This is a genomic window from Chryseobacterium sp. 6424 (assembly GCF_003692615.1).
In the GTDB taxonomy this organism is placed as follows: Bacteria; Bacteroidota; Bacteroidia; order Flavobacteriales; family Weeksellaceae; genus Kaistella.
In genome coordinates, this window is the sequence record NZ_CP023540.1 from 197,967 (window position 1) to 217,879 (window position 19,913).

General features: G+C 43.0%; 21 protein-coding genes and 1 tRNA gene. 7 read left to right on the forward strand and 15 right to left on the reverse strand.

Annotation, left to right across the window (positions count from 1 at the left end; genetic code table 11):
* Positions 1-3: 3 nt before the first annotated feature.
* Both bshB1 and CO230_RS00950 read left to right on the forward strand, forming a co-directional pair.
* A complete protein-coding gene (gene bshB1 / locus CO230_RS00945; RefSeq protein ID WP_122026898.1) occupies positions 4-726 on the forward strand; it encodes a bacillithiol biosynthesis deacetylase BshB1 in 723 nt (240 codons plus the stop codon).
* A gap of 34 nt (positions 727-760) precedes the next feature.
* A tRNA-His gene (locus tag CO230_RS00950) sits at positions 761-836 on the forward strand.
* A gap of 165 nt (positions 837-1,001) precedes the next feature.
* On the opposite strand, the gene CO230_RS00955 is transcribed toward CO230_RS00950, so the two are convergent.
* Both CO230_RS00955 and CO230_RS00960 read right to left on the reverse strand, forming a co-directional pair.
* Positions 1,002-1,337, reverse strand: coding sequence for a DUF3276 family protein (locus CO230_RS00955; RefSeq protein ID WP_122026899.1), 336 nt, complete (start codon positions 1,335-1,337; stop codon positions 1,002-1,004).
* A 114-nt stretch (positions 1,338-1,451) separates the two neighbouring features.
* Positions 1,452-3,113 (reverse strand): ABC transporter ATP-binding protein, encoded by a 1,662-nt coding sequence (locus tag CO230_RS00960; RefSeq protein WP_122026900.1) that lies wholly within the window; start codon positions 3,111-3,113, stop codon positions 1,452-1,454.
* 138 nt (positions 3,114-3,251) lie between these two features.
* Between CO230_RS00960 and nusB the strand changes: the two genes are divergently transcribed.
* The 3 genes from nusB to yajC are packed head-to-tail and all read left to right on the forward strand — an operon-like array spanning position 3,252 to position 4,976.
* A complete protein-coding gene (gene nusB, locus CO230_RS00965; protein ID WP_122026901.1) occupies positions 3,252-4,157 on the forward strand; it encodes a transcription antitermination factor NusB in 906 nt (301 codons plus the stop codon).
* A gap of 5 nt (positions 4,158-4,162) precedes the next feature.
* Entirely contained in the window at positions 4,163-4,633 is a 471-nt protein-coding gene (locus CO230_RS00970; protein WP_122026902.1) for a DUF1573 domain-containing protein, read from the forward strand.
* A 10-nt stretch (positions 4,634-4,643) separates the two neighbouring features.
* Positions 4,644-4,976, forward strand: a complete 333-nt coding sequence (gene yajC, locus CO230_RS00975; protein ID WP_122026903.1) for a preprotein translocase subunit YajC — start codon at positions 4,644-4,646, stop codon at positions 4,974-4,976.
* A gap of 35 nt (positions 4,977-5,011) precedes the next feature.
* Here the strand turns inward: yajC and CO230_RS00980 are convergent, their stop codons facing one another.
* From CO230_RS00980 to CO230_RS00995, 4 genes are all read right to left on the reverse strand, one after another.
* Entirely contained in the window at positions 5,012-6,700 is a 1,689-nt protein-coding gene (locus CO230_RS00980) for a putative transporter (RefSeq protein WP_122026904.1), read from the reverse strand.
* Between the two features lie 87 nt (positions 6,701-6,787).
* Positions 6,788-8,056 carry a DUF2851 family protein gene (locus CO230_RS00985; RefSeq protein WP_122026905.1) on the reverse strand — a complete coding sequence of 423 codons (1,269 nt, stop codon included), beginning with the start codon at positions 8,054-8,056 and terminating at the stop codon, positions 6,788-6,790.
* A gap of 19 nt (positions 8,057-8,075) precedes the next feature.
* Entirely contained in the window at positions 8,076-9,227 is a 1,152-nt protein-coding gene (gene bshA / locus CO230_RS00990) for an N-acetyl-alpha-D-glucosaminyl L-malate synthase BshA (protein ID WP_122026906.1), read from the reverse strand.
* Between the two features lie 32 nt (positions 9,228-9,259).
* Positions 9,260-10,966: a glycoside hydrolase family 3 protein gene (locus tag CO230_RS00995; protein ID WP_122026907.1), complete on the reverse strand. Its 1,707-nt coding sequence runs from the start codon at positions 10,964-10,966 to the stop codon at positions 9,260-9,262.
* Between the two features lie 107 nt (positions 10,967-11,073).
* Between CO230_RS00995 and CO230_RS01000 the strand changes: the two genes are divergently transcribed.
* Together CO230_RS01000 and deoD are read left to right on the forward strand one after the other, a co-directional pair.
* On the forward strand, positions 11,074-11,574 hold the full coding sequence (locus CO230_RS01000) for a hypothetical protein (protein ID WP_162989946.1): 501 nt from the start codon (positions 11,074-11,076) through the stop codon (positions 11,572-11,574).
* Positions 11,575-11,720: 146 nt separating this feature from the next.
* Positions 11,721-12,428, forward strand: a complete 708-nt coding sequence (gene deoD / locus CO230_RS01005; protein WP_122026909.1) for a purine-nucleoside phosphorylase — start codon at positions 11,721-11,723, stop codon at positions 12,426-12,428.
* Between the two features lie 40 nt (positions 12,429-12,468).
* On the opposite strand, the gene ribA is transcribed toward deoD, so the two are convergent.
* The 9 genes from ribA to CO230_RS01050 all read right to left on the reverse strand — a co-directional run bounded on the left by ribA (position 12,469) and on the right by CO230_RS01050 (position 19,817).
* Complete coding sequence (ribA, locus tag CO230_RS01010) at positions 12,469-13,074, reverse strand: GTP cyclohydrolase II (RefSeq protein WP_122026910.1); 606 nt, start codon at positions 13,072-13,074, stop codon at positions 12,469-12,471.
* Between the two features lie 16 nt (positions 13,075-13,090).
* Positions 13,091-13,468 (reverse strand): hypothetical protein, encoded by a 378-nt coding sequence (locus CO230_RS01015; protein ID WP_162989947.1) that lies wholly within the window; start codon positions 13,466-13,468, stop codon positions 13,091-13,093.
* Between the two features lie 67 nt (positions 13,469-13,535).
* Positions 13,536-14,156: a DUF4254 domain-containing protein gene (locus CO230_RS01020; RefSeq protein WP_122026912.1), complete on the reverse strand. Its 621-nt coding sequence runs from the start codon at positions 14,154-14,156 to the stop codon at positions 13,536-13,538.
* A gap of 9 nt (positions 14,157-14,165) precedes the next feature.
* Complete coding sequence (locus CO230_RS01025) at positions 14,166-14,366, reverse strand: twin-arginine translocase TatA/TatE family subunit (RefSeq protein ID WP_122026913.1); 201 nt, start codon at positions 14,364-14,366, stop codon at positions 14,166-14,168.
* A 33-nt stretch (positions 14,367-14,399) separates the two neighbouring features.
* Positions 14,400-15,983, reverse strand: a complete 1,584-nt coding sequence (locus CO230_RS01030; protein ID WP_122026914.1) for a M23 family metallopeptidase — start codon at positions 15,981-15,983, stop codon at positions 14,400-14,402.
* Positions 15,980-16,774, reverse strand: a complete 795-nt coding sequence (locus CO230_RS01035; RefSeq protein WP_122026915.1) for a DUF4292 domain-containing protein — start codon at positions 16,772-16,774, stop codon at positions 15,980-15,982. The genes CO230_RS01030 and CO230_RS01035 overlap by 4 nt, the downstream gene beginning before the upstream one ends.
* Before the next feature lie 85 nt (positions 16,775-16,859).
* A complete protein-coding gene (locus CO230_RS01040; protein WP_122026916.1) occupies positions 16,860-17,879 on the reverse strand; it encodes a sugar phosphate nucleotidyltransferase in 1,020 nt (339 codons plus the stop codon).
* 42 nt (positions 17,880-17,921) lie between these two features.
* The gene (gene dut, locus CO230_RS01045; RefSeq protein WP_122026917.1) at positions 17,922-18,359 is read right to left on the reverse strand and encodes a dUTP diphosphatase; all 438 of its coding nucleotides are present in this window, start codon (positions 18,357-18,359) and stop codon (positions 17,922-17,924) included.
* Entirely contained in the window at positions 18,360-19,817 is a 1,458-nt protein-coding gene (locus CO230_RS01050) for a lipopolysaccharide biosynthesis protein (protein WP_122026918.1), read from the reverse strand.
* Between the last annotated feature and the right edge of the window lie 96 nt (positions 19,818-19,913).

Here is a 19,913-nt window from a genome sequence, read left to right on the forward strand (position 1 = left end):
AACATGACAAAAGTAGATATACTGGCCATTGGTGCACACCCTGATGATGTGGAGCTTGGCTGTGGCGGAACACTTGCTAAAATGATCGCTGAAGGTAAAACAGTCGCCATCGTAGATCTTACCCAAGGCGAACTGGGCACCCGCGGAACCAATTTTACCAGGGCTGAAGAAGCTGCCAAAGCCTCGGAAATCTTAGGGATATCTTATCGTGAAAACCTAAGGATGAAAGACGGTTTCATACAGAATACGGAAGAATACCAAATGAAATTGGTGAAAGTTATTCGCAAATATCAACCAGAAATCGTGCTTGCCAACGCTATTGATGATCGCCATCCTGATCATGCCAAAGCCTCTAAACTGGTTTCTGACGCGTGTTTTCTTGCAGGTCTCGTAAAAATAGAAACCACCGCCGAAGGTGAACAACAAGTTGCCTGGCGGCCGAAACATATTTTCAACTATATCCAGTGGAAGCCTGTGCCACCGCAGTTTGTGGTAGATATTTCAGATTTCATGGATAAGAAGATTGAAGCTTGTTTAGCCTACAAAACACAGTTTTACGACCCTGAATCTAAGGAACCGATGACGCCCATAGCGACCAAGGATTTCCTGGAAAGCCTTACCTACCGCGCCCAGGATTTGGGTAGGCTATCGGGCGTAGTGTATGCTGAAGGTTTTACCTCAGAAAAATTGATTGCATTCAAAAATTTCGACGGAATTGTTTTGTAATTTCACAGAAAAGGCTATATTTGCACACTCAAACGGTGATTGTAGCTCAGTTGGTTAGAGCGTCGGATTGTGGTTCCGAAGGTCGTGGGTTCGAGACCCATCATTCACCCAAAAAATAAGAAACGTACTGGCGATCAGTACGTTTTTTTTGCCTATATCCGAAAAAAGTAAGGCCAAGTGTGGCTTTTCAAAAACTGAATAGCGAAGTCGGTATTTTATGGATGGTGTTTGGCTACTTACTAATAACTAAACAAAAAAGCATCCCTGTGGATGCTTTATAATTCGTCATCAGACTCTATAGTGAATGACTTGGTTTTAAAATCTTTTTCGTGTCTTTCAGAAATCACGTCTTCTCCTTTTTGCGTAATGATGAAGTCGGTCGACTCTCTGAACATTTCTTCAAAACTCTTAAAATCCTCTTTGTAAAGATATATTTTGTGCTTTTCGTAGCTCGGCTCCCCATTCTCCGAAAAGTGTTTTTTGCTTTCGGTAATGGTAAGGTAATAATCGCCGGCTTTGGTTTCGCGCACATCAAAGAAGTAGGTTCTCCGGCCTGCCTTCAGCACTTTCGTGAATATCTCATTTTCCTGACGTTCCTTGTAATCATTCATTTGTAGCTTATTTTTTTGTATCCTATAAAACAAATATAAAGGATTTCCGGGAATTGCAAAATTTATTTTTAACTTTTGTTAAGAAATACAGATTATCGGTAAAGGATTCGCATTTTAAGCTTCCGCGGGGCTTTCTACAGGCGTGAGGTTCAGTATTTTATCCGCCCGTTTTGCGCTGCTTTCGCGATGGGTGATTATGATGGAAGTGCTTTTTTCGAGTTCATTTTCGATGTTTTGAAGGATATTCTCTTCCGTTTCGGTATCCAAAGCAGAGAGTGAGTCATCAAAAATCAGTATTTTCGGATCCTTAATGAGCGCCCTGGCGATACAGATGCGCTGTTTCTGGCCACCTGAAAGCATCACACCGCGTTCGCCGACCATGGTTTTATACTGATCTTTAAATTCGATGATGTTTTTATGTACATCGGCTTTTTTTGCATATTCAGTCACACGCTCCAGTGTTGGTTTGTCTATCGCGAAGCCAATATTGTTTTCAATCGTATCTGAAAAAAGGAAACTCTCCTGCGGAATGTATCCTATATGATTGCGGTAATTACTCAGGTTATGTTCCTTCAGGTTTTTGCCATCTATTAGGATTTCGCCTTCTGTAGGGTCTATCAGCCGGCAGAGTAGTAGTGCTACCGTGGATTTTCCGCTGCCGGTTTTCCCCATGATGGCGAGTGATTTCCCAGCTTCTATCTTGAAGCTAAGGTTATCCAGCGCTTTGATACCGGTATTTGGGTAAACGTAAGACACATTGCGGAACTCGATATCGCCTTTGATAGGATAAACATCATTATTGGTGTTGATGATGTCGGTCTTCATATCCAGAAATTCATTGATACGAGCCATTGAGGCTTCCGCACGCTGATTTACTGATGTCACCCAACCAACCATAGAGAAAGGCCAGATGAGAATATTGATGTACAGGAAGAAATCTGCGATTTTCCCGACACTGAGTTCGTTGTTGAGATATTTCTCGCCGCCGATGACCAGTATGACCACATTCAAAAGTCCGATAACAAAGAGGATGATGGTGAAGAAATAGGCTTCAGTCTTTGCCAAATCAAGGGCTTTTTCCTGATAATCCTTTACCTTGATGCCATAATTCTTCTCAATATATTTTTCTTTCGCAAAGAATTTGACCACGCGGATGCCCGAGAAACTGTCCTGCACAAAAGTGGAGATCGCCGATTGGCTTTTCTGCATGATCTTCGACTTGCGGTTGATGATGGAGCTTACTTTATAAATGACAAACGAGAGGATGGGCAATGGCACCAACGACCAAACGGTCATCGAGACATCGGTTTTAAGCATATAGATGCTGGTAATGATAAGCAAGATCAGCAGGTTTACCACATACATCACACCAGGCCCCAAATACATCCTTACCGCTACCACGTCTTCACTTAGGCGGTTCATCAGGTCGCCAGTAGTGGTTTTTTTGAAATCGGTTAACGAAAGGTCTTGATAATGGGTGTAGATCTTATTCTTAAGTTCATACTCTATCCTCCGCGAAGCTACGATGATCGTCTGGCGCATCATAAAGGTGAAGAATCCTGTAAGCACCGAAGAAATCACGATAATAGCGACATAAATGAGCACTTGGCGGTTAAACCCTAAATTTCCGGTGTTGGCGATCTCATCCACCGAGCGCCCGACGAACTGCACTTTATATATGCTGAAAAAGTTACTGGCAATGATGAATAAAAACCCCCAGAACAACAGCATCCGGTGTTTCCAAAAGTAAGGGTTCAGGGTTTTCAGTGCGTTCATAAGAAATAGTATAAAACTCAGGTAAAATGAAATGCAAAAATAAGAAATTGAAATTTGACCGCCCGCCCGCCAGCGCCATAACAAACAGTGCGTTTGTAAAAAAATACTATCTTTGCAGCCATAAAAAAGTTCTTTGAAATGTTAGGAAGAAGACAAATTCGTGAAAAAGTAATAGAATCGGTATATTCTTATTACCAAAACCCTGTGAAGGCCGATGTGGTGGAGAAAAATATGTTCGCACAGATCGAAAAAATTTATCACCTTTACATCTACCAGCTTAATTTTTTGGTCGCACTGAAGGATTTGGCAGAACACCAAATCGAAATTGGTAAGAATAAATTCATTAAAACCGAAACAAATACCAATCCTAACCAGAAATTCATCAACAACCAAGTCTTGAAAATGCTGGAGGAGAATACCGAAAGACTCTCCTTCACCACCAAACATCAGGAACTGAAGTGGGAACTGTATGATGAACTTTTGGTAAAGACTTTTCAGCGAATGACAGCGGGGAAAAGGTATCAGGACTTTATGAAAGAAGAGGGCTATTCTTTCGAGGAAGACCAAAAATTCATCGGGAAACTATTCCTGAGATATCTGGCAGAGAATGAGGATTTCCATGAGCATCTGGAAGAAAAAGAAATCAGCTGGTCTGATGATTTCCATATCTCTAACTCCATGATCCAGAAAACCATCGGCTTTTTTAAGGAAAATGAGCCCAGCCATACTTTAATTAAGATGATTAAGGATGAAGATGACCGCGATTTTGCACGCAAACTGCTGCGTCAAACCCTCGCACACTGGGAAGAAGCGGAGAAGAAACTTGCAAGCCGCCTCGAGAACTGGGATCTTGAAAGGATTTCACTCATTGACCGTATCATCCTCATCACCGCTATCTGCGAACTCGATTATTTCCCGCTCACACCCGCGCGCGTGATCATCAATGAGTATATCGAAATTTCAAAAGTCTTCTCTACCGACCGTTCAAACATCTTTATCAACGGTATTTTAGATAAATACACCAAAGAATTAAACAGAAACTAAATCATATGAAAAAGTTAGTAAAAGTATTTCCACTTATTGCAGCGCTTGCCTTGGTAAGCTGCAAAAAAGACCAATCCGCGGATCAACTTGTTGCACAGCAAGACAGTACCGGTACAACCACGGCGGCAGTAGTAGAAACTCCGGCAGCTCCGGTTTCAGGACCGTTAACTACCGCAGCACTGTCTGAATCTTCTTACAGTTTCGGTAAAATTAAAAAAGGAGATCAGGTAGAGCATGTATATGAAATCACCAACACTGGTGAAAACCCACTGATTATTTCGGAAGTGAAACCTGCATGTGGCTGTACAGCACCAGATTATACCAAAGATCCTATTATGCCCGGACAGAAAGGTACCATTACCCTGAAATTCGATTCCGCGAGCTTCGATGGTATGGTGAGCAAGCAGGCGGAGGTTTTTGCCAATGTAGAAAAATCACCGATCGTTATTAGTTTCACTGCTGATATTCAACCTTAAAAATTATACAATGATATCAATATTTTTACAGGCCGCGCCTGGCGGTGAAGCTTCTATGATGCCAACCATGATTATGATGGGACTGATGTTCGTAGGATTCTATTTTCTGATGATCCGTCCGCAGATGCGTAAGGCAAAACAGGAAAAAAACTTTCAAGCCACACTTAAGGTAGGCAGCAGAGTAGTGACGACTTCCGGCATGCACGGCAGAATTGCCCAGATTATGGAAGATGGGGTTGTCATCGAAACGCTCTCCGGAAAACTGAAGTTCGAGAAAGCGGCCATCTCAAGAGATTTTACCCAGCAGCGTTTCCCGGAAACCACTGGTGAAGAAAAAAAATAAAAAAAAAGCAACTGTTTTCAGTTGCTTTTTTTGCTTTAACAGAAGATGAGAATCAGCAGACTCGCGACAAAAATCCTGAAGATAGTCACCAGCGGGTACACCTGCGCGTAGCTTTGGATCGGGATGTCGGAATCCAGGTAATTGGTACTGAATGAAAGCGCCGCCGGATCCGTATAGCTGCCACTCATAATGCCGGACAGCTGCAGATAATTGATCTTCATGATGAAATGTCCCACGATTACCATTACAATTAATGGGATAAACGTAATGGCCGAGCCAAACAGCAGCCAGTTCCAGCCGTTATATTTGATGAAATTTTCATAAAACCCATCGCCGGCGTGTATCCCTACAGCCGCAAAAAACAGACAGATTCCAAAATCCTTCATAAAATAAATCGCTCCGTTATTGATATATGAATGGATGAACGAAATACCGCCATAGCGGCTGATGAGCAGGGCGACAATCAGCGGGCCGGCCGCAAAACCAAGTTTTATAGGCACCGGCAAACTCGGGATGACAATTGGTACTGAACCTAAGATGACACCGAGCAACAAACCTGCAAATAGGGACAGGAAATCAGGTTCAAGCAGTTTCTTTTCAGAGTTACCGATGATTTCCTCAACTTCCGCGATGGCTTCTTTCGAGCCAATTACACGTAATTTATCGCCGTAAAACAATTCCAGGGAAGGGCGTGGCAGTATTTCGCGGCCGGCACGGAAAACGCGGGTTACCTTTAGGTCGTACGTATTATACAGATCAAGTTCTGAAAGTTTTTTATGTATAGCTGAAGGTTTGGTGACAAAAATATTGCGGTTATGAATATCAGAAGCCGATTCGATGAACAAATCCGTCGAAGGACGCCCAACTTTTTCAATAAAAGTATCCACATCTTTCTCTAGGCCAACCAACATCAGTACATCACGGTTGCGCAGCTCCATATCGGCTGTCGGCGATTTCACCGCCTCACTACCGCTGTGTTTCAGCCTGGATACCACGATGTTTGTCCCACATTCTTTCAGGCTTTGGTGAAGTGTTTTACCGAAAAATTCTGGGTTGGTGACACGCATCTTCTTATGAATCAAAGGCAGTTCTGTATTGATCTTAGACATCCGGAACTTGCGCATTTCTGTTTCCGGATTAATTTTCAATAGAAATTTCGAAATGATGATGGTACCGATGATGCCGAAAACGCCCAGTGGATATGTAATCGCATAACCAATAGCAGGGTCATTGAAAGCACGGTCGGGGAACTTAGCGGAGATTTCTTCAATGGTATTTTTTGCGGCACCAAGCCCCGGCGTATTGGTGACAGCACCGCTCATGATGCCCACCAGATCTTCCATTTGTAAACCGGTGATGTAGTAAAGCCCAACAGCTACTAACCCGCCTAAAAGTACGGTAGATACAGCCAGAAGATTAAACTTCAAGCCTTCATTCCGGAAGGAAGAGAAGAACGAAGGGCCAACCTGCAGCCCGATGCCGTACACAAACAGAATTAAACCGAAATCGCGTATGAAGAGAAGGATGCTTTCATCCATCCGATACCCAAAATGGCCTAACAGGAGCCCGGTAAACATCACAGCAGAAACACCGAAGGTGATTTTGCCAAGTTTCAGTCGGCCAAAAAAAATTCCCGATCCCACGGCGAGAATTAGGACGATGATGGATTGGGTAACATTGGGGTTTTCTACAGGGAGCAGCAGTGCCTTTAACCAGTCGAACATAGCTGAGAAATTTGTTTATGTAAAGGTAAGACTAAATAAGATGAAACGCTTCGGGCCGCAAATGAATTATGTCAGAATAGCTACAAATCAGCGTGTCTCCTTCAGCAACCGCAATCCTATGCCGCAATGCAGACACCGCTTGTATTGGCAGAAGTTTTTGTAGTGATAAAGAAAAGCCTGGCTTTCCAAGGCGTTATTAATGGGTACATTCAGCAGCTTCCAACGGTCGGTCACCGAGTTTTTCTCCGGCAGCAGGTCGCGGTAAAAGCCGAGTATCTTATCATGGATGTCTTCATCACTGTTTTTGTGGTATGCATACTTAAGCGGCAATACAGCATTGATAAGGACTAAACGGATGAAGTCCGAAGTCATGATTTTCTGGTTCTCAACATTTGAAATCTTCCCGAAATTGAACCGCCGGCTCCAGTATTCGCTTGCTTTTACCTGCCCAAAAACCGCGGCCAGCGCAGCCACGTCATCGGCATTCATCAATACAGAAAAAAGATGCTGTTGCTGATGGTACAGCGCGGCGAACTGCGATAGACGAACCGTAGGGAAATTGGGCGGCCGTAGTTTTGAAAATTTTGGCGTAAAGGTAAGGCCGGGCAGTTGATATTTGGCTTTCAGAAAATCAAATTCTCGCTTCCAGAGCAGCATTTGCTCATCTTCAGGATTATCTAGCCAGCCCGAAAGTCCGTAAAAAAGCGCTTCAAGCTGGGTAAGGTTCTGCCTGATTTTATTCAACACAGAGAAATCAATGCTTTCGGCCATCTGTCGGAAGATTTCGGCGTTCACTTTCAGTCCGAAAGCGTAGGCAAGCTGATGGAACAGTACCGCCTCATAGTTGTTTTTATGAGTTTTAAGGGAATTTTCTATCTCTATAGCTTTTTCATCCAGTTTTTTCAACAATGTTTCCTCGGTAAAGCCAAAAGGTATTTTATCAGTACTGAAGATGCTTTCGCATGGGATGAACTCTTTATGAAGAAGCAGCGATTCGTATTTCTGCAACACATCTGTATCGATATGGTTTTTCAATTCGAGTGTGGGGATGTTGTGTTGCTGAAGCGCTGCGATGTCGGTGTCATGGTAGAATACCGCATGTAGAATTAGATTCTCGAACTCAGGGTTTCCGCTGTGTCTGTGAAAAATATAGTCTGAGGATTTCAGATGTAGTTCGATATTTCCGGCTAAGACTACGTTTTTATATTTAATTTTCCCGAACAGAAAATCAGGTCCCGAATCGAAATTCCAGCGGCCGAAGTCGATGATTTCAATAGCGTTTCCTTCCGTATCTTTAAAATCAAAACCGGTGAAGATTTTGTAATTCCAAAGATATTGAAGAAGCCTTTCGTTCATCGCAGCTAATTATCGGTTATCACAGCGTGTCGTTATTTTTATGCTTAAAATCGGCCAGCGTCCGTTCATACATCGCTTCATAGACTGGCAGGATATTCTTCAGATCGAATTTCACAGCCTGTTCTTTTGCATTTTTCTTCATCTCAGACAGCAGGTTTTCATCGCTGAGTAGTTTTATCGTGTAGTTGCTCATGGCTTCCACGTTCCCGATTTCTGCCAGGAAACCTGTAACACCCTGGATGTTTACCTCGGGGATTCCGCCGGCGTTTGAACTGATGACGGGCGTATGGGCAGCCATCGCTTCAAGTGCGGCAAGGCCAAAACTTTCCTGCTCAGAAGGGAGTAAGAATACATCCGAAAGTTGCAGGATCTTATAAAGGTCGTTTACCTTCCCTAATAGCCTGATTTCGCCAATCAGGTGCGGGTTTTCTTCTAAGAACTGACTGATTTTTTCCATCTCGGGACCTTCACCGATGATGATGAGTTTCGATTTGATGGTGCGGTGTACATTTCTGAAAATCTCCAGCACTTCACCAATCCGTTTTACCGGCCGCAGGTTAGAGACGTGGATGAGTATTTTTTCATCGGCGGTGGCAAATTGATGGCGGTTACAGTCGTGTTCTGTTTCAAACTCGCTGTTGTCGATAAAATTGGTGATGACCTGTATGTCTTTGGTAATCTGGAAGATCTTTAAGGTGTCTTTCTTTAAACTTTCTGAGACAGACGTGATGGTATTTGATTGATTTATAGAGAATTCCACCGCGTGTTTATAGCTTGGGTGCTGGCCTACCAGGGTAATGTCGGTACCGTGCAGCGTGGTTACTAACGGGATGTCTTTGCCCTCTTCTTTAAGCATCTGTTTGGCGGTAAAAGCCGCGTAAGCATAAGGAATGGCATAATGCGCGTGCAGCAAATCGAGTTTGTAAAGCGTTACAACACGATAGATCATGGAGGAAAGCGCGATGTCGTAAGGCTGATACTGGAACAGCGGATACGTTTGCACATTCACTTTATGAAAGAAAATATTCGGATTGGTAATATCCAGCCGGGCGGGTAAATTAGAACTGATGAAATGCACCTCGTAACCTTTCCGGGCCAGCGACATCCCCAGTTCTGTGGCCACAATGCCACTGCCCCCATAGGTTGGATAACATAAGATTCCGATCTTCATATAATTGCTTGTTTTTTACTTAAATTTATGCGCTACTTGACGGTTTTTGCTGGCAAACTGATCCCCATGCCAGCTTTCAGATACTTATTGACTTCAACCGGTAAACGCCCCGACACCGATGTTTTCCCCTGGAACGCCGCAACCGCAGCCTTCATCGCATCATCATTATTTTCATACGTTACCACAACGGTAGAAATATTTGATAAATCTACATCTTTTAAAGCGTATGGCGAACCAAAAACGGTAAGGATTACGCGCTGTGTCTTGCTCAGGTCTGAGAGGATTTTTTTACTTTCCGAAGATATTTTATAAGGTTTATAAGCCGTACTGTTATCTTTATGAAGTCCTACAATCACCTTAGCGTTGGCTGGGATGCCACCGATTTCGGAAGGTTTTTTAATGATAACCTCGATATTTCCGGTAAGTTCCTGATGGAATGTCTCGTGCGGAGCTTCTTCTAACGGGACGTAATAAACAGTTTCCTTTGAGCGGAGCGGGAAGAGTTTCTTCTCGTCTTTAATCAATGTAAGTGCGTTTGCATATAACTTTTGCACCAACTGTTGGTGAGAGGGGTTATTAAGGTCAGCAATGATGTTTTCAGGGTTTCTTGGCTGATATTGGTGCAGGCCCAAAAAGTATTTGGTAAGCAGGATTTTCTTCACACTTTCTGCCAAACGGTCATCGGATATTTCACCTTTGTCTATGGCCAACTGTATCAGTCTTTTACCTTCTTTCACACCTTCGGAAAAAAGCATCAGGTCGTTACCGGCTTTAAAGGCAAGCGCATCAAGCTCGCCCGGTTTGTATCGTTTGGCTACAGCGCCCATATTCAACGCGTCTGTAATGATCAGGCCTTCGTAGCCATATTTTTCTTTTAAAAGTCCGGTGATGATATTTTTGGAAACCGAAGCTGGGACTCCCTGCTGTGGTTCGAGCGCGGGGACATACAGGTGTGCTACCATTACGCCACCAATTCCTTTATTCATCAGGGCTTTGAAGGGTGCGAGCTCTACAGCGTTCAAGCGTGAAGTTACGTGTGAAATCACCGGTAAGTCTAAATGCGAATCGGTACTGGTATCGCCATGCCCTGGGAAATGCTTTATCGCTGCCAGAATGTCATGGTCCTGCAATCCTTTGCTGTAGGCCAACGCAGAGGAGATTACATTAGCCACTTCAGAACCGAAACTTCTGTTACCGATGATTGGGTTGTTGGGATTGGTGTTAACATCAACTACAGGGGCGAAATTCCAGTTCACGCCCATGCGTTTACAATCTTCAGCAATCTTTGCGGCCATTTCATAAATCAGGTTTTTATCCTGAATCGCGCCTAGGGCTATAGACCACGGGAATTTATAAGCGCCTGCAATGCGTTGGTATACACCCCATTCCGCATCCATGCCGATAAGTAATGGCACTTTTGATTTTTTCTGGAATTCATTTATAAGGTTTATTTCCCGTGTGGCGTCATCCTGCATGAGAATCAGTCCCCCGATCTGCTCAGAAAGTACGGTTTTGCGCACATTTTCTATATGTTCTTCGCCTTTATTCGTGTATAATGCCACGATAAACAGTTGCCCCAGTCTTTCATCCTGACTTAGGGATTGGTAGGTTTTATCTACCCACAGATGTGCTTTTTTCAATTCATTTTTAGTAATATTCTCGGGTTGATATTGCGCGCTAAGTTTGATATTGAACAATATCAGCAATGAAAAGAGGGCTGTTAGGAAAGGATATTTCATTTTTTAAAGGTGATGTAGAACAAAAATACAATTTTTACACGGTAAGTTTTATAAACTATGGCATACATCTTGAGTTGCTGCAATAACAAACCTTTAAAAAATTACCAATGAAAAAGTACCTTTCTATAATGTTGCTTGCTTTACTGGCCATTTTTGTTGCAAGCTGCGATGACCGTGATGACTCGGTGGACAACGATACTTACCCGTTAATGCGCGATATCACCGGCTCCTTCAATGCTGGTAATTCTTACACGATTACGCAAGGAATAGATATTTCTACAAATGATGTGGTATTGGTGTATCGGAACATCAATTCAGGGAATTCTAACGGCGCCGTGTGGCAGTTAATTCCTAAAACTGAATATCTGGGTAATAATAACGAACTTGATTATAACTACCTGTTCGACAGTAGGAATATTGAAATCTACACAGAAGCCAATTTTGATCAAGCCACACTGTCAGCGACAGAGGCTAACACCTACCTTAACAACCAGCGTTTCCGTATCGTTTTAGTACCTGCCAACCAAGCAAAAAATGCCAACGCAAATATAAAATATACCGATTACCAGAGTGTATTACAATATTATAACATCCCAGACCGTCCTTAATGAACAATGTAATAACCTGCCTCACACAGCAGGTTTTATTATGATTTTTAACAGCATTTAATCTCTACAGACCTGTTTTCCTCCTTTGGATTTCAGGTTTATTTTTTAATTGCTTACCTTTATTTTTTGAAATTAAAATTATCATTATGAGTGTTCATATTGCTGCACAAAAAGGGCAAATCGCAAAAACAGTTTTACAGCCGGGCGACCCGCTGCGGGCGAAATACATCGCCGAAAATTTTCTGGAAGATATTAAACTTGTAAGTAAAACCCGAAATGTTTTCTACTACACCGGTCTCTATAAAGGGAAAGAAGTGACTGTAGGAGCCAGTGGAATGGGCGCGCCTAGCATTGGTATCTATTCATACGAACTTTATACAGAATATGATGTAGATACGATCATCAGAATAGGGACCTGCGGTGGCTACACTTCAGAACTTAACGTTTATGATTTGCTAAATGTAGAAAATGCAGCCAGCGAATCCACATACGCCAAATATTCTTGGGAGATTGAAGAGGATCTGTTGCCACATCAGGGGAAAGCATTTTCTGTGATTAACGATACCGCCAGAAATCTTTCTAAAGAATTGAAAACAACCAATATCCATACAAGTGATATTTTCTACAGAAAAAACCCGGGCATACCCGAGATTGCTAAGAAATATAACTGTTCAGCAGTTGAAATGGAAGCATTCGCGCTGTTTGCCAATGCACAATATCTAGGAAAGAATGCGGCAACTTTACTTACCGTATCAGATATTATCCCAACCGGTGAATATATTTCTGCCGACCAACGCGAGCAGGCGCTTACACCGATGATTGAATTGGCACTGGAAGCTGCGATAAATCTTTAGGAATAATAGCAAGTACAAAAAAATAACGCTTTGAGTTTTCTCAGAGCGTTATATTTTTATCATCATCCAGCAAATGACCAAAATAATCTTTTTTGACTTGCAGATAGCTTTCGCTTTCGTTGGTAGCGTTCATTTGTAGCGGGATCCTTTTAACCAGCTCAATATTACTTTCCTGCACGATGCGCATCTTTTCAGGATTGTTGGTCAGCAGGTTCACGCTTTTCACTCCTAGGATATTCAAAATTTCAATCGCCGCCGAAAAATTGCGATCGTCTGCCGGTAAACCAAGTTTTAGGTTTGCCTGTACGGTATCAAAACCTTTTTCCTGTAGCGCGTAGGCCTTCAGTTTATTGATGATGCCAATATTGCGCCCTTCCTGGCGAAGATAAATGATGATGCCGCCATTTTCATGAATAAATTTCATCGCAGCATCCAACTGTTGCCCACATTCACATTTTTTAGAATGAAAAACCTCACCGGTAATACATTCGGAATGGAAACGGACGTTCACCGGGGCATTGAAGGAGGTGTGTTCTGCAATAATGGCCATGTGTGGCATCCAGTCGCTGTGGTTTTCAGAGAAAGCGATCATCCGGAAATTGCCGTATTCGGTAGGCACATTGGCCTCAGCCTGTATTTTCAGCATGGATTGTTGTGATGTTTTAGATCGAAGATAAAGAGTCTGTAGGCAGCGTACTGTTGAGGCGACTCATGTTTATTTTGATTCTTACCAGATAGCGGTTCAGGACTTCATCCTCATCTGGGTTAAGGAATTTCCTTAGCTTCTGAAGTTTCTTGTAAGAACGTTCAAATTTGTTATAAGAACGTTCCAATTCTATTAAATTATGAGATTTCATGGCGTCCACATAGTCACGCAGGTGTGATTTCAGCGCTGTGATTTCCGTATTTACGCCATCATTTCTGAATTTAGGAAAAGATGCGATAAGATTGGTGATTTCAGAGGAATAAAGGATCAGGCTTTTCCTGTCATCTAATAGCGGAATATTTTGCGTTTCTGTACCCACTGGCTGTTCGCCCATAGGGGAAAGGTTTATTTTTTCAGTGGTACAGGAAAAAATAAAAAAGAGCAATAAAATGTACGCACATTTATTTTTGGTCATTTTTTACGTTTTGATACAGGACCGGATTCAGGCTTTCATCATTATACATTTTCATCTGCTTGTACACCTTCATCTTCACGCTACCGTTCTCAATATCGAATAACAACTGATTTATTGCCTCCGAAAGATCTTTTTGCTGCTCCAGCAATACATTCAGTTTTGCAGTGCAATTGTATCTGTGCTCCTCCGAAGCCGACTCTCTGTGGGCTTCCAAGGACATATGAAAGACTTTCAGAGCTAAAATCGAAAGGCGGTCAACCGCCCAAGCCGGGGTTTCGCTGTTAATTTTGGCTGCCGCGGAAGGCGTGATGTCTGCATATTTCAGTAGAAACCAACTGTCAATAAACTCCACTAAATCAGTCCTTTGCTGATTAGAGGAGTCTATTCTGCGTTTTAACTTCAGTGCCTCGGTGGGCGCAATGTTTTCATCACGGATGATGTCTTCTAGATGCCATTGGACGGTGTCAATCCAGTTTTTAGCATACAAAAGCCATTCCAAACTGCCGTTTTGGTAAGGGTTATTCACAGGGGTATCTACATTATCATGCTGGTGATAATCCTCAATCGACTGGTTGAAGATGGACCATGCTTTCTCCGCAAAATTCATGCAACAGGATTATTTGTTAATGCTTGAGTCGCTTTTGGGCTCTTCAGTTTTTTTCTCTTCTTCCTTTACGGCATCTTTAAATTCTTTAATGCCAGAGCCTAAACCCCTCATCATTTCAGGGATTTTACGCCCACCGAAAAAAATCAGTAAAATCACCGCTACAACCAGCAGGTGTTGCCAAGATAGAGCTAATATGGTAAGTGCTTCCATTGCTTAAATTTTTACAAATTTAGATTATATTTTTTAATTTACCCAACCAAGCGGGTCCACGGGATTGGTACCGTTCCAGATCTGGAAATCGAGCGTGTAGGTTCCGTCGAAATCTGCACCCACAGTACCAATAGACGTTCCTGCAGAAACCTGCTGATTGGCTGAAACCATCGTATTGGAAAGGTTGGCGTAGATGGTAAAATAATCCCCGTGTTTCACAAAAACCATTTTCGAGCCATCCCCGGACGCTACTACGCGCGATACTGTCCCTGGCGCTACACATTTTGCCACGGTACCTTTGTTCACAGCAATTTTAATTCCGTTATTTTCTTCAATAATGTTTTTGAAAACAGGATGTGGCTGGCGACCAAAACGGTGAGTAATGGTTCCGTAAGCTGGCATCCCCATCTTTCCGCGGTTGGCTGCGAAGTTGTTTCCTACGGCGCTGCTCACACCATAATTCGTAAGGGCTTTTGTTTCCGCGGCTTTTTTCTGGTCTTCATTTTTCTTGGCGAGTACAGCTTCTGCTTCGCGCGCGTCGGCGGCTTTTTCGGCGGCAGCTTTTGCATTGGCGGCGGCAACGGCAGCATCTCTGGCCGCGGCGGCTCTTCGGGCTTCTGCTTTTTCGGCATCAGCGGCACGGCGTGCATCCTCGGTTTTTTTGGCTTCAGCGGCAGCGGCAATTCTGGAGCGTTCGGCTTCTTCAGCGGCTTTTTTGTCAGCGATATCTTTTAAACGCTTGGCTTCTTCATCAGCACGTTTTTTCTCGAGGGCCAAGGCTTCCAGGCGGGCTTTGTTTTCCGCTTCGATACGTGCCTTTTCGCGTTCTGCGGCGATTTTAGCCAAACGTATTTTTTCAGCCTCCGCTTTTTTACGTTCTTCTTCTTTGGCCTTGGCAATCCTTATTTCTTCCGCGATGATGGAGCGTATCTGGCTTTCGAGCTTGCGAGATTCGGTTTGTTTCTGCTTCAGTTCGGCGGTGAGCTGGGCTTCGTTTTTCTTAAATTCTTTTAAGAGGTTTTCTTTCTGTTTCCTTTCTACCGCGATGGTTTGAAGGTCTTTTTGCTGGTTGGCGAGCAGCGTTTCTTTGTCTTTAACAGATTTCTGTTTTGATGCGATATTTTCCTGAAGTTTTTTAGCGGCATCAGAAATTTCAGCCGCTTTTTTATCCTGATAATCCGCGTAATCTTTCAGATATTGTACACGGCGAAGGGCTTCCCCCAAATTCTTAGAAGATAAGATGAAGGTCACTTTGTTCTGCACGCCTTTGTTTTTGTAGGCTTTTACCAATACTTCGGCATAGTTTTTTCTGAGGACAGCCAGCTCCCGGTTTTGGCGGTTGATCTCGAGTTGACGAAGATAGATGTCATCCTCAATCAGGCGTTTTTCTTTCTGGGTATTGGTATACACTTTTTCGCGCAGCTGAATTTTCTTCTGAACCTCATTCAGATAGGCGACAGAAAGTTTGGATTGTTGTTGGGTTTTTGCCAGGTTGGCGTTGATGGATGCGATTTGCTTTTTTAGTTCTGCATTTTGTTTTTGCAGCTGTTCTTTTTTCTGTGAAAATAAAGTTCCGAACAATAATAGTCCTATTAAAAAGCTTATTTTCCTAATCATTTGATCTCTGTTTTCGTATAATTATTGGGCACGGAATACGGTGTATCCATTTTAGAGCCTTCAAATTTCGTGTTTTCAAGTAAAATCTGGCTTGTTTTATCTCCCTTTATATTTATTTTAACGTTTTTTGGCAGATGGATGTTTTCAAATTTCGTCCAATTCGTATAATTCACTTCCAATTCTTCTTGCGATTTGGCGTTCGTAAGTAAAACTTTCGAAAGGTTCAGATCTGAGGTATACTGTAATGTGACTTTATACTCAGTGGTTTTTCCGGGTTTGCCGAACTTTAAATTATCGGGAGAAGTAAGGGTGTAACCCTGCGCATTTTTAGTAAGTACAAAATCCTTTTCGTTTATCGGGACGAAGGTACGCCCTGTAAGCAGATTCTGTAGCGAAGAAAAGTCAATGAAGTTGACGTTCAGTAAATTATTAAGATAAGTGAAATCAGACTCAATGTAGGTCTTGTTCCATTTTTCGTATCCTTTAATACCGGCTGGTGTTGCTATCCCGCGCCCAACGTTGAGGAAAACGGCCACCATATTCATCCAGACTTTCTGCCCGTTTTCAATGTAAATCGTCGCATCAAGCGTAGGGATAAAACTTCCGGTCTGTACATCTACCCGCGAAGAGATTTTTACCTGCTGAAAATCTGGCTTTTTAGAAATTTCCTTAAAGAAAGCCGTGTTTGAAGTAACAGGTGCGGTAGTGGATACAGGGTTGCTGGTGGCCGGTTGCTGTGTGGTACATGAAGCGAGTGCGGCAGCGATAAGTATGGTGAAGTATTTTTTCATGAAATCTGGTTTTTGATTAATAACGCCAATTACTGCCAAATGTTTTGTGACAGTAACTGGCGAATTTATTCTAATTTCAGGCCAATCAGCTCTTAGAAAGGAAATCCAGCACTGAGTAATCGCCGAGAGAAATCTCGCGTGCCACACCGAAATACTGCGCAGAGTTGCCAATCATGGAGTTACTGAGGTTACCATGATCGATCAATGTATTTTCCTGGATTAAAGAGTTATCAATGTTAGAATTCACCACTTTGGTGTTATTACCTAAAGATACGCACGGCCCGATTTTAGAGTTGGAGATTTCTACATTTTCCCCAATAAAACATGGCGGAATGATCAGGCAATTCTCGATTTTAGCTGATGCCGGATAGTTGGCCACAGCATCTTTCTCATAATTCAGCACTTTCGCGTTGGTTTCTACGGTAGCGTTCTTGTTGCCGCAATCCATCCAGTCATCCACTTTACCGAGCGAGAATTTTGCGCCTTTTTGGCGAAGGTTTTCCAAAGCAGTAGTAAGTTGGTATTCGCCGCCCTGCTTGATGTTATTATTCATGATGTAGTTGATCTCATCCATGAGTTTTTCAGCGGAATTAAAATAATAAATTCCGATAATCGCAAGGTCTGAGACAAAAGTCTGTGGCTTTTCAACAAAATCGGTGATAAAACCGTAATCATCAAGTTTTACAACTCCGAAGGCGGAAGGATCTTCTACTTTTTTCACCCAAATCACACCGTCTGAGTTCGTGTCAAGAATAAAATCTGCCTTGAACAAAGTATCGGCGAAAGCTACTACGACGTTGCCCTGCATGGAAGGCTCCGCACATTTGATGGCGTGTGCGGTCCCCAATGGCTCATCCTGTGTGTAGATGGTTCCTTTGGCGCCAAGCCTTTCGGCGATTTGAATTAAGGAAGCTTCTACTTCCGGCCCGAAATCACCGATGATAAAGGCAATTTCCTCGATTTTTTCCCCGGCAACCTTGGCAATGTCTTCTACCAGGCGCTGCACGATGGGTTTTCCGGCAATTGGGATCAGTGGTTTCGGTACGGTAAGGGTGTGGGGACGAAGTCTGGAGCCTCGGCCGGCCATAGGGACAATGATTTTCATGTTGGTTTTATTTTATTTTTTGCTGCAAAAAGCAACTGCTTATTATATTTTTTCTGATGTACTGCCGAAGCCGCCACTTCCGCGTTGGCTGTCAGCGAGTTCGGTGACTTCCTGCCATTCTGCGGTCTCGTGTCTGGCGATCACCATTTGCGCGATTCTGTCGCCATCTTTAATAAAGAAATCTTCGGAAGAGAGATTGATGAGAATTACACCCACTTCGCCGCGATAATCGGCATCGATTGTCCCTGGCGCGTTCAGTACAGTGATGCCGTTTTTTAATGCAAGACCGCTTCTGGGTCTTACCTGGGCTTCGAAACCGGCTGGCAGTTCGAGAAATAATCCCGTGGAAACCAACTTTCGTTCAAGTGGTTTTAAAGTGATGGTTTCGTCAATATTGGCGTACAGGTCCATGCCGGCTGAAAGTTCGGTCTGATATTTCGGCAGCGGATGTTTTGATTTATTAATGATTTTAATATTCATTTATCTTTTGATTTTTTGGAGAAGACTTTTAGGTATTAGGTTTTGAACTTTTATTAAAATTGCCGCTAAAACTATAAATATTAAGTTGCCGAGCCAAATATCGTGTTTTAAATTTTGATAAAAAACAAGTGAAAGTACGATGGTTAGCAGGATAATGACCAGATTACGGTATAAATTATAAGGAATGGGGTATTTTATCTGGCCCCAAATGTACGATACCAGCATCATCACCAAATAAGACAGCAGTGTAGCCCAGGCAGAAGCCCAATATCCGTACGCAGGGATGAAATAAAAGTTAATGCCAATCGTAACCAACGCCCCAATCCCCGAAATATAAGCCCCGATAATCGTTCTGTCGGCAAGTTTATACCAAATGGAAAGATTCAGGTAAATCCCTAAAAATAAACTGGCGAAAAAAAGCAGCGGCAGGATATCAATCCCCACATAATAGGCCGGATTATTAAGGTAAAACCTCGAAATCCAATCCAGATTAATGCAAAGGAACAGCACGATCAGGCAGTTCACCGCAATGAAAACATCCATCAGTCTGGCATACGTTTTTCCTGCGTTTTCATTTTTAGAGTGACTGAAGAAGAACGGTTCAATCCCCAGAACATAGGCCTGCCGGAAAAGTACCACAAATGTGACGATTTTCGCCACAGCGCCGTACACCCCGAGTTCGTGCCTCGCGATTTCTTCGGGAAGAAGAAATTTCAGGAACTGCCGGTCCAGGGTTTCATTGATGATGCCCGCAAGTCCGGCGATGGTGATCGGCCAGGAATACTTCATCATTTTTTTCCATAATTGCCACGAGAAATGCTTTAGTTTAGCCTTGAAGACATCTTTAAACATCATCAGGAACGTAAGCGCGCTCGCCACCAGATTGGCCACGAATACATAGCCGATGCCAAAAGTTGCATTGTATTTTAATCCTAAAAAACCTTCGGGGAAGCGTGGTAAAATCTGTAAAAAGAAAATGACGAGGATGAAATTTACGATTCCGTTTGTGATTTTTACCGAGGCGTACTTTAATGGCTGCTCATTTTTCCTGAGCATCACAAAAGGCATGGCGGAGAAGGCATCCAAAGCCAAAATAACCGCCAATATGGTCAGCAGATCAACGTGGGTAGGGGTTTTGAAAGCTACCGCGAGGTCGTTCCGGAACAATAAAGTGAAAGCCAAAAACAGCAAGGTTGCCCCCAGTACACTGAAAAATGCCGTGGAAATCAGTTTCTGGTCATTTTTTTCATCCAGTGAAAACCGGAAAAAAGTGGTTTCCATGCCATGCGTAAGTAAAACCGCGATCACACCAGCCACCGAATAGAAATCGGCGAACGGAGCGTAGGCGGTAGGCCCGAAAGCATCGGTGATATAAGGGTTGATGATAAATGGGAACAAGCGGATGACCACTGTAGTTAGCCCGTACAGTGCGGTTTGCCCCAGAAGTTTCTTGTACAAAATCCAGATATTTCTGCAAAGGTATTGTTTTAATTAAAATTTCCGGTGGGATGTTGTTTTAATACACCGGTGAAAGCTGTGTTTAGCCTAAGAATC

What these genes read in the sequence shown, in the direction of transcription:
- bshB1 (WP_122026898.1), top strand. Translation starts at nt 4, where the DNA reads ATGACAAAAGTAGATATACTGGCCATTGGTGCACACCCTGATGATGTG.
- CO230_RS00955 (WP_122026899.1), bottom strand. Translation starts at nt 1,337, where the DNA reads ATGAATGATTACAAGGAACGTCAGGAAAATGAGATATTCACGAAAGTG.
- CO230_RS00960 (WP_122026900.1), bottom strand. Translation starts at nt 3,113, where the DNA reads ATGAACGCACTGAAAACCCTGAACCCTTACTTTTGGAAACACCGGATG.
- nusB (WP_122026901.1), top strand. Translation starts at nt 3,252, where the DNA reads ATGTTAGGAAGAAGACAAATTCGTGAAAAAGTAATAGAATCGGTATAT.
- CO230_RS00970 (WP_122026902.1), top strand. Translation starts at nt 4,163, where the DNA reads ATGAAAAAGTTAGTAAAAGTATTTCCACTTATTGCAGCGCTTGCCTTG.
- yajC (WP_122026903.1), top strand. Translation starts at nt 4,644, where the DNA reads ATGATATCAATATTTTTACAGGCCGCGCCTGGCGGTGAAGCTTCTATG.
- CO230_RS00980 (WP_122026904.1), bottom strand. Translation starts at nt 6,700, where the DNA reads ATGTTCGACTGGTTAAAGGCACTGCTGCTCCCTGTAGAAAACCCCAAT.
- CO230_RS00985 (WP_122026905.1), bottom strand. Translation starts at nt 8,056, where the DNA reads ATGAACGAAAGGCTTCTTCAATATCTTTGGAATTACAAAATCTTCACC.
- bshA (WP_122026906.1), bottom strand. Translation starts at nt 9,227, where the DNA reads ATGAAGATCGGAATCTTATGTTATCCAACCTATGGGGGCAGTGGCATT.
- CO230_RS00995 (WP_122026907.1), bottom strand. Translation starts at nt 10,966, where the DNA reads ATGAAATATCCTTTCCTAACAGCCCTCTTTTCATTGCTGATATTGTTC.
- CO230_RS01000 (WP_162989946.1), top strand. Translation starts at nt 11,074, where the DNA reads ATGAAAAAGTACCTTTCTATAATGTTGCTTGCTTTACTGGCCATTTTT.
- deoD (WP_122026909.1), top strand. Translation starts at nt 11,721, where the DNA reads ATGAGTGTTCATATTGCTGCACAAAAAGGGCAAATCGCAAAAACAGTT.
- ribA (WP_122026910.1), bottom strand. Translation starts at nt 13,074, where the DNA reads ATGCTGAAAATACAGGCTGAGGCCAATGTGCCTACCGAATACGGCAAT.
- CO230_RS01015 (WP_162989947.1), bottom strand. Translation starts at nt 13,468, where the DNA reads ATGGGCGAACAGCCAGTGGGTACAGAAACGCAAAATATTCCGCTATTA.
- CO230_RS01020 (WP_122026912.1), bottom strand. Translation starts at nt 14,156, where the DNA reads ATGAATTTTGCGGAGAAAGCATGGTCCATCTTCAACCAGTCGATTGAG.
- CO230_RS01025 (WP_122026913.1), bottom strand. Translation starts at nt 14,366, where the DNA reads ATGGAAGCACTTACCATATTAGCTCTATCTTGGCAACACCTGCTGGTT.
- CO230_RS01030 (WP_122026914.1), bottom strand. Translation starts at nt 15,983, where the DNA reads ATGATTAGGAAAATAAGCTTTTTAATAGGACTATTATTGTTCGGAACT.
- CO230_RS01035 (WP_122026915.1), bottom strand. Translation starts at nt 16,774, where the DNA reads ATGAAAAAATACTTCACCATACTTATCGCTGCCGCACTCGCTTCATGT.
- CO230_RS01040 (WP_122026916.1), bottom strand. Translation starts at nt 17,879, where the DNA reads ATGAAAATCATTGTCCCTATGGCCGGCCGAGGCTCCAGACTTCGTCCC.
- dut (WP_122026917.1), bottom strand. Translation starts at nt 18,359, where the DNA reads ATGAATATTAAAATCATTAATAAATCAAAACATCCGCTGCCGAAATAT.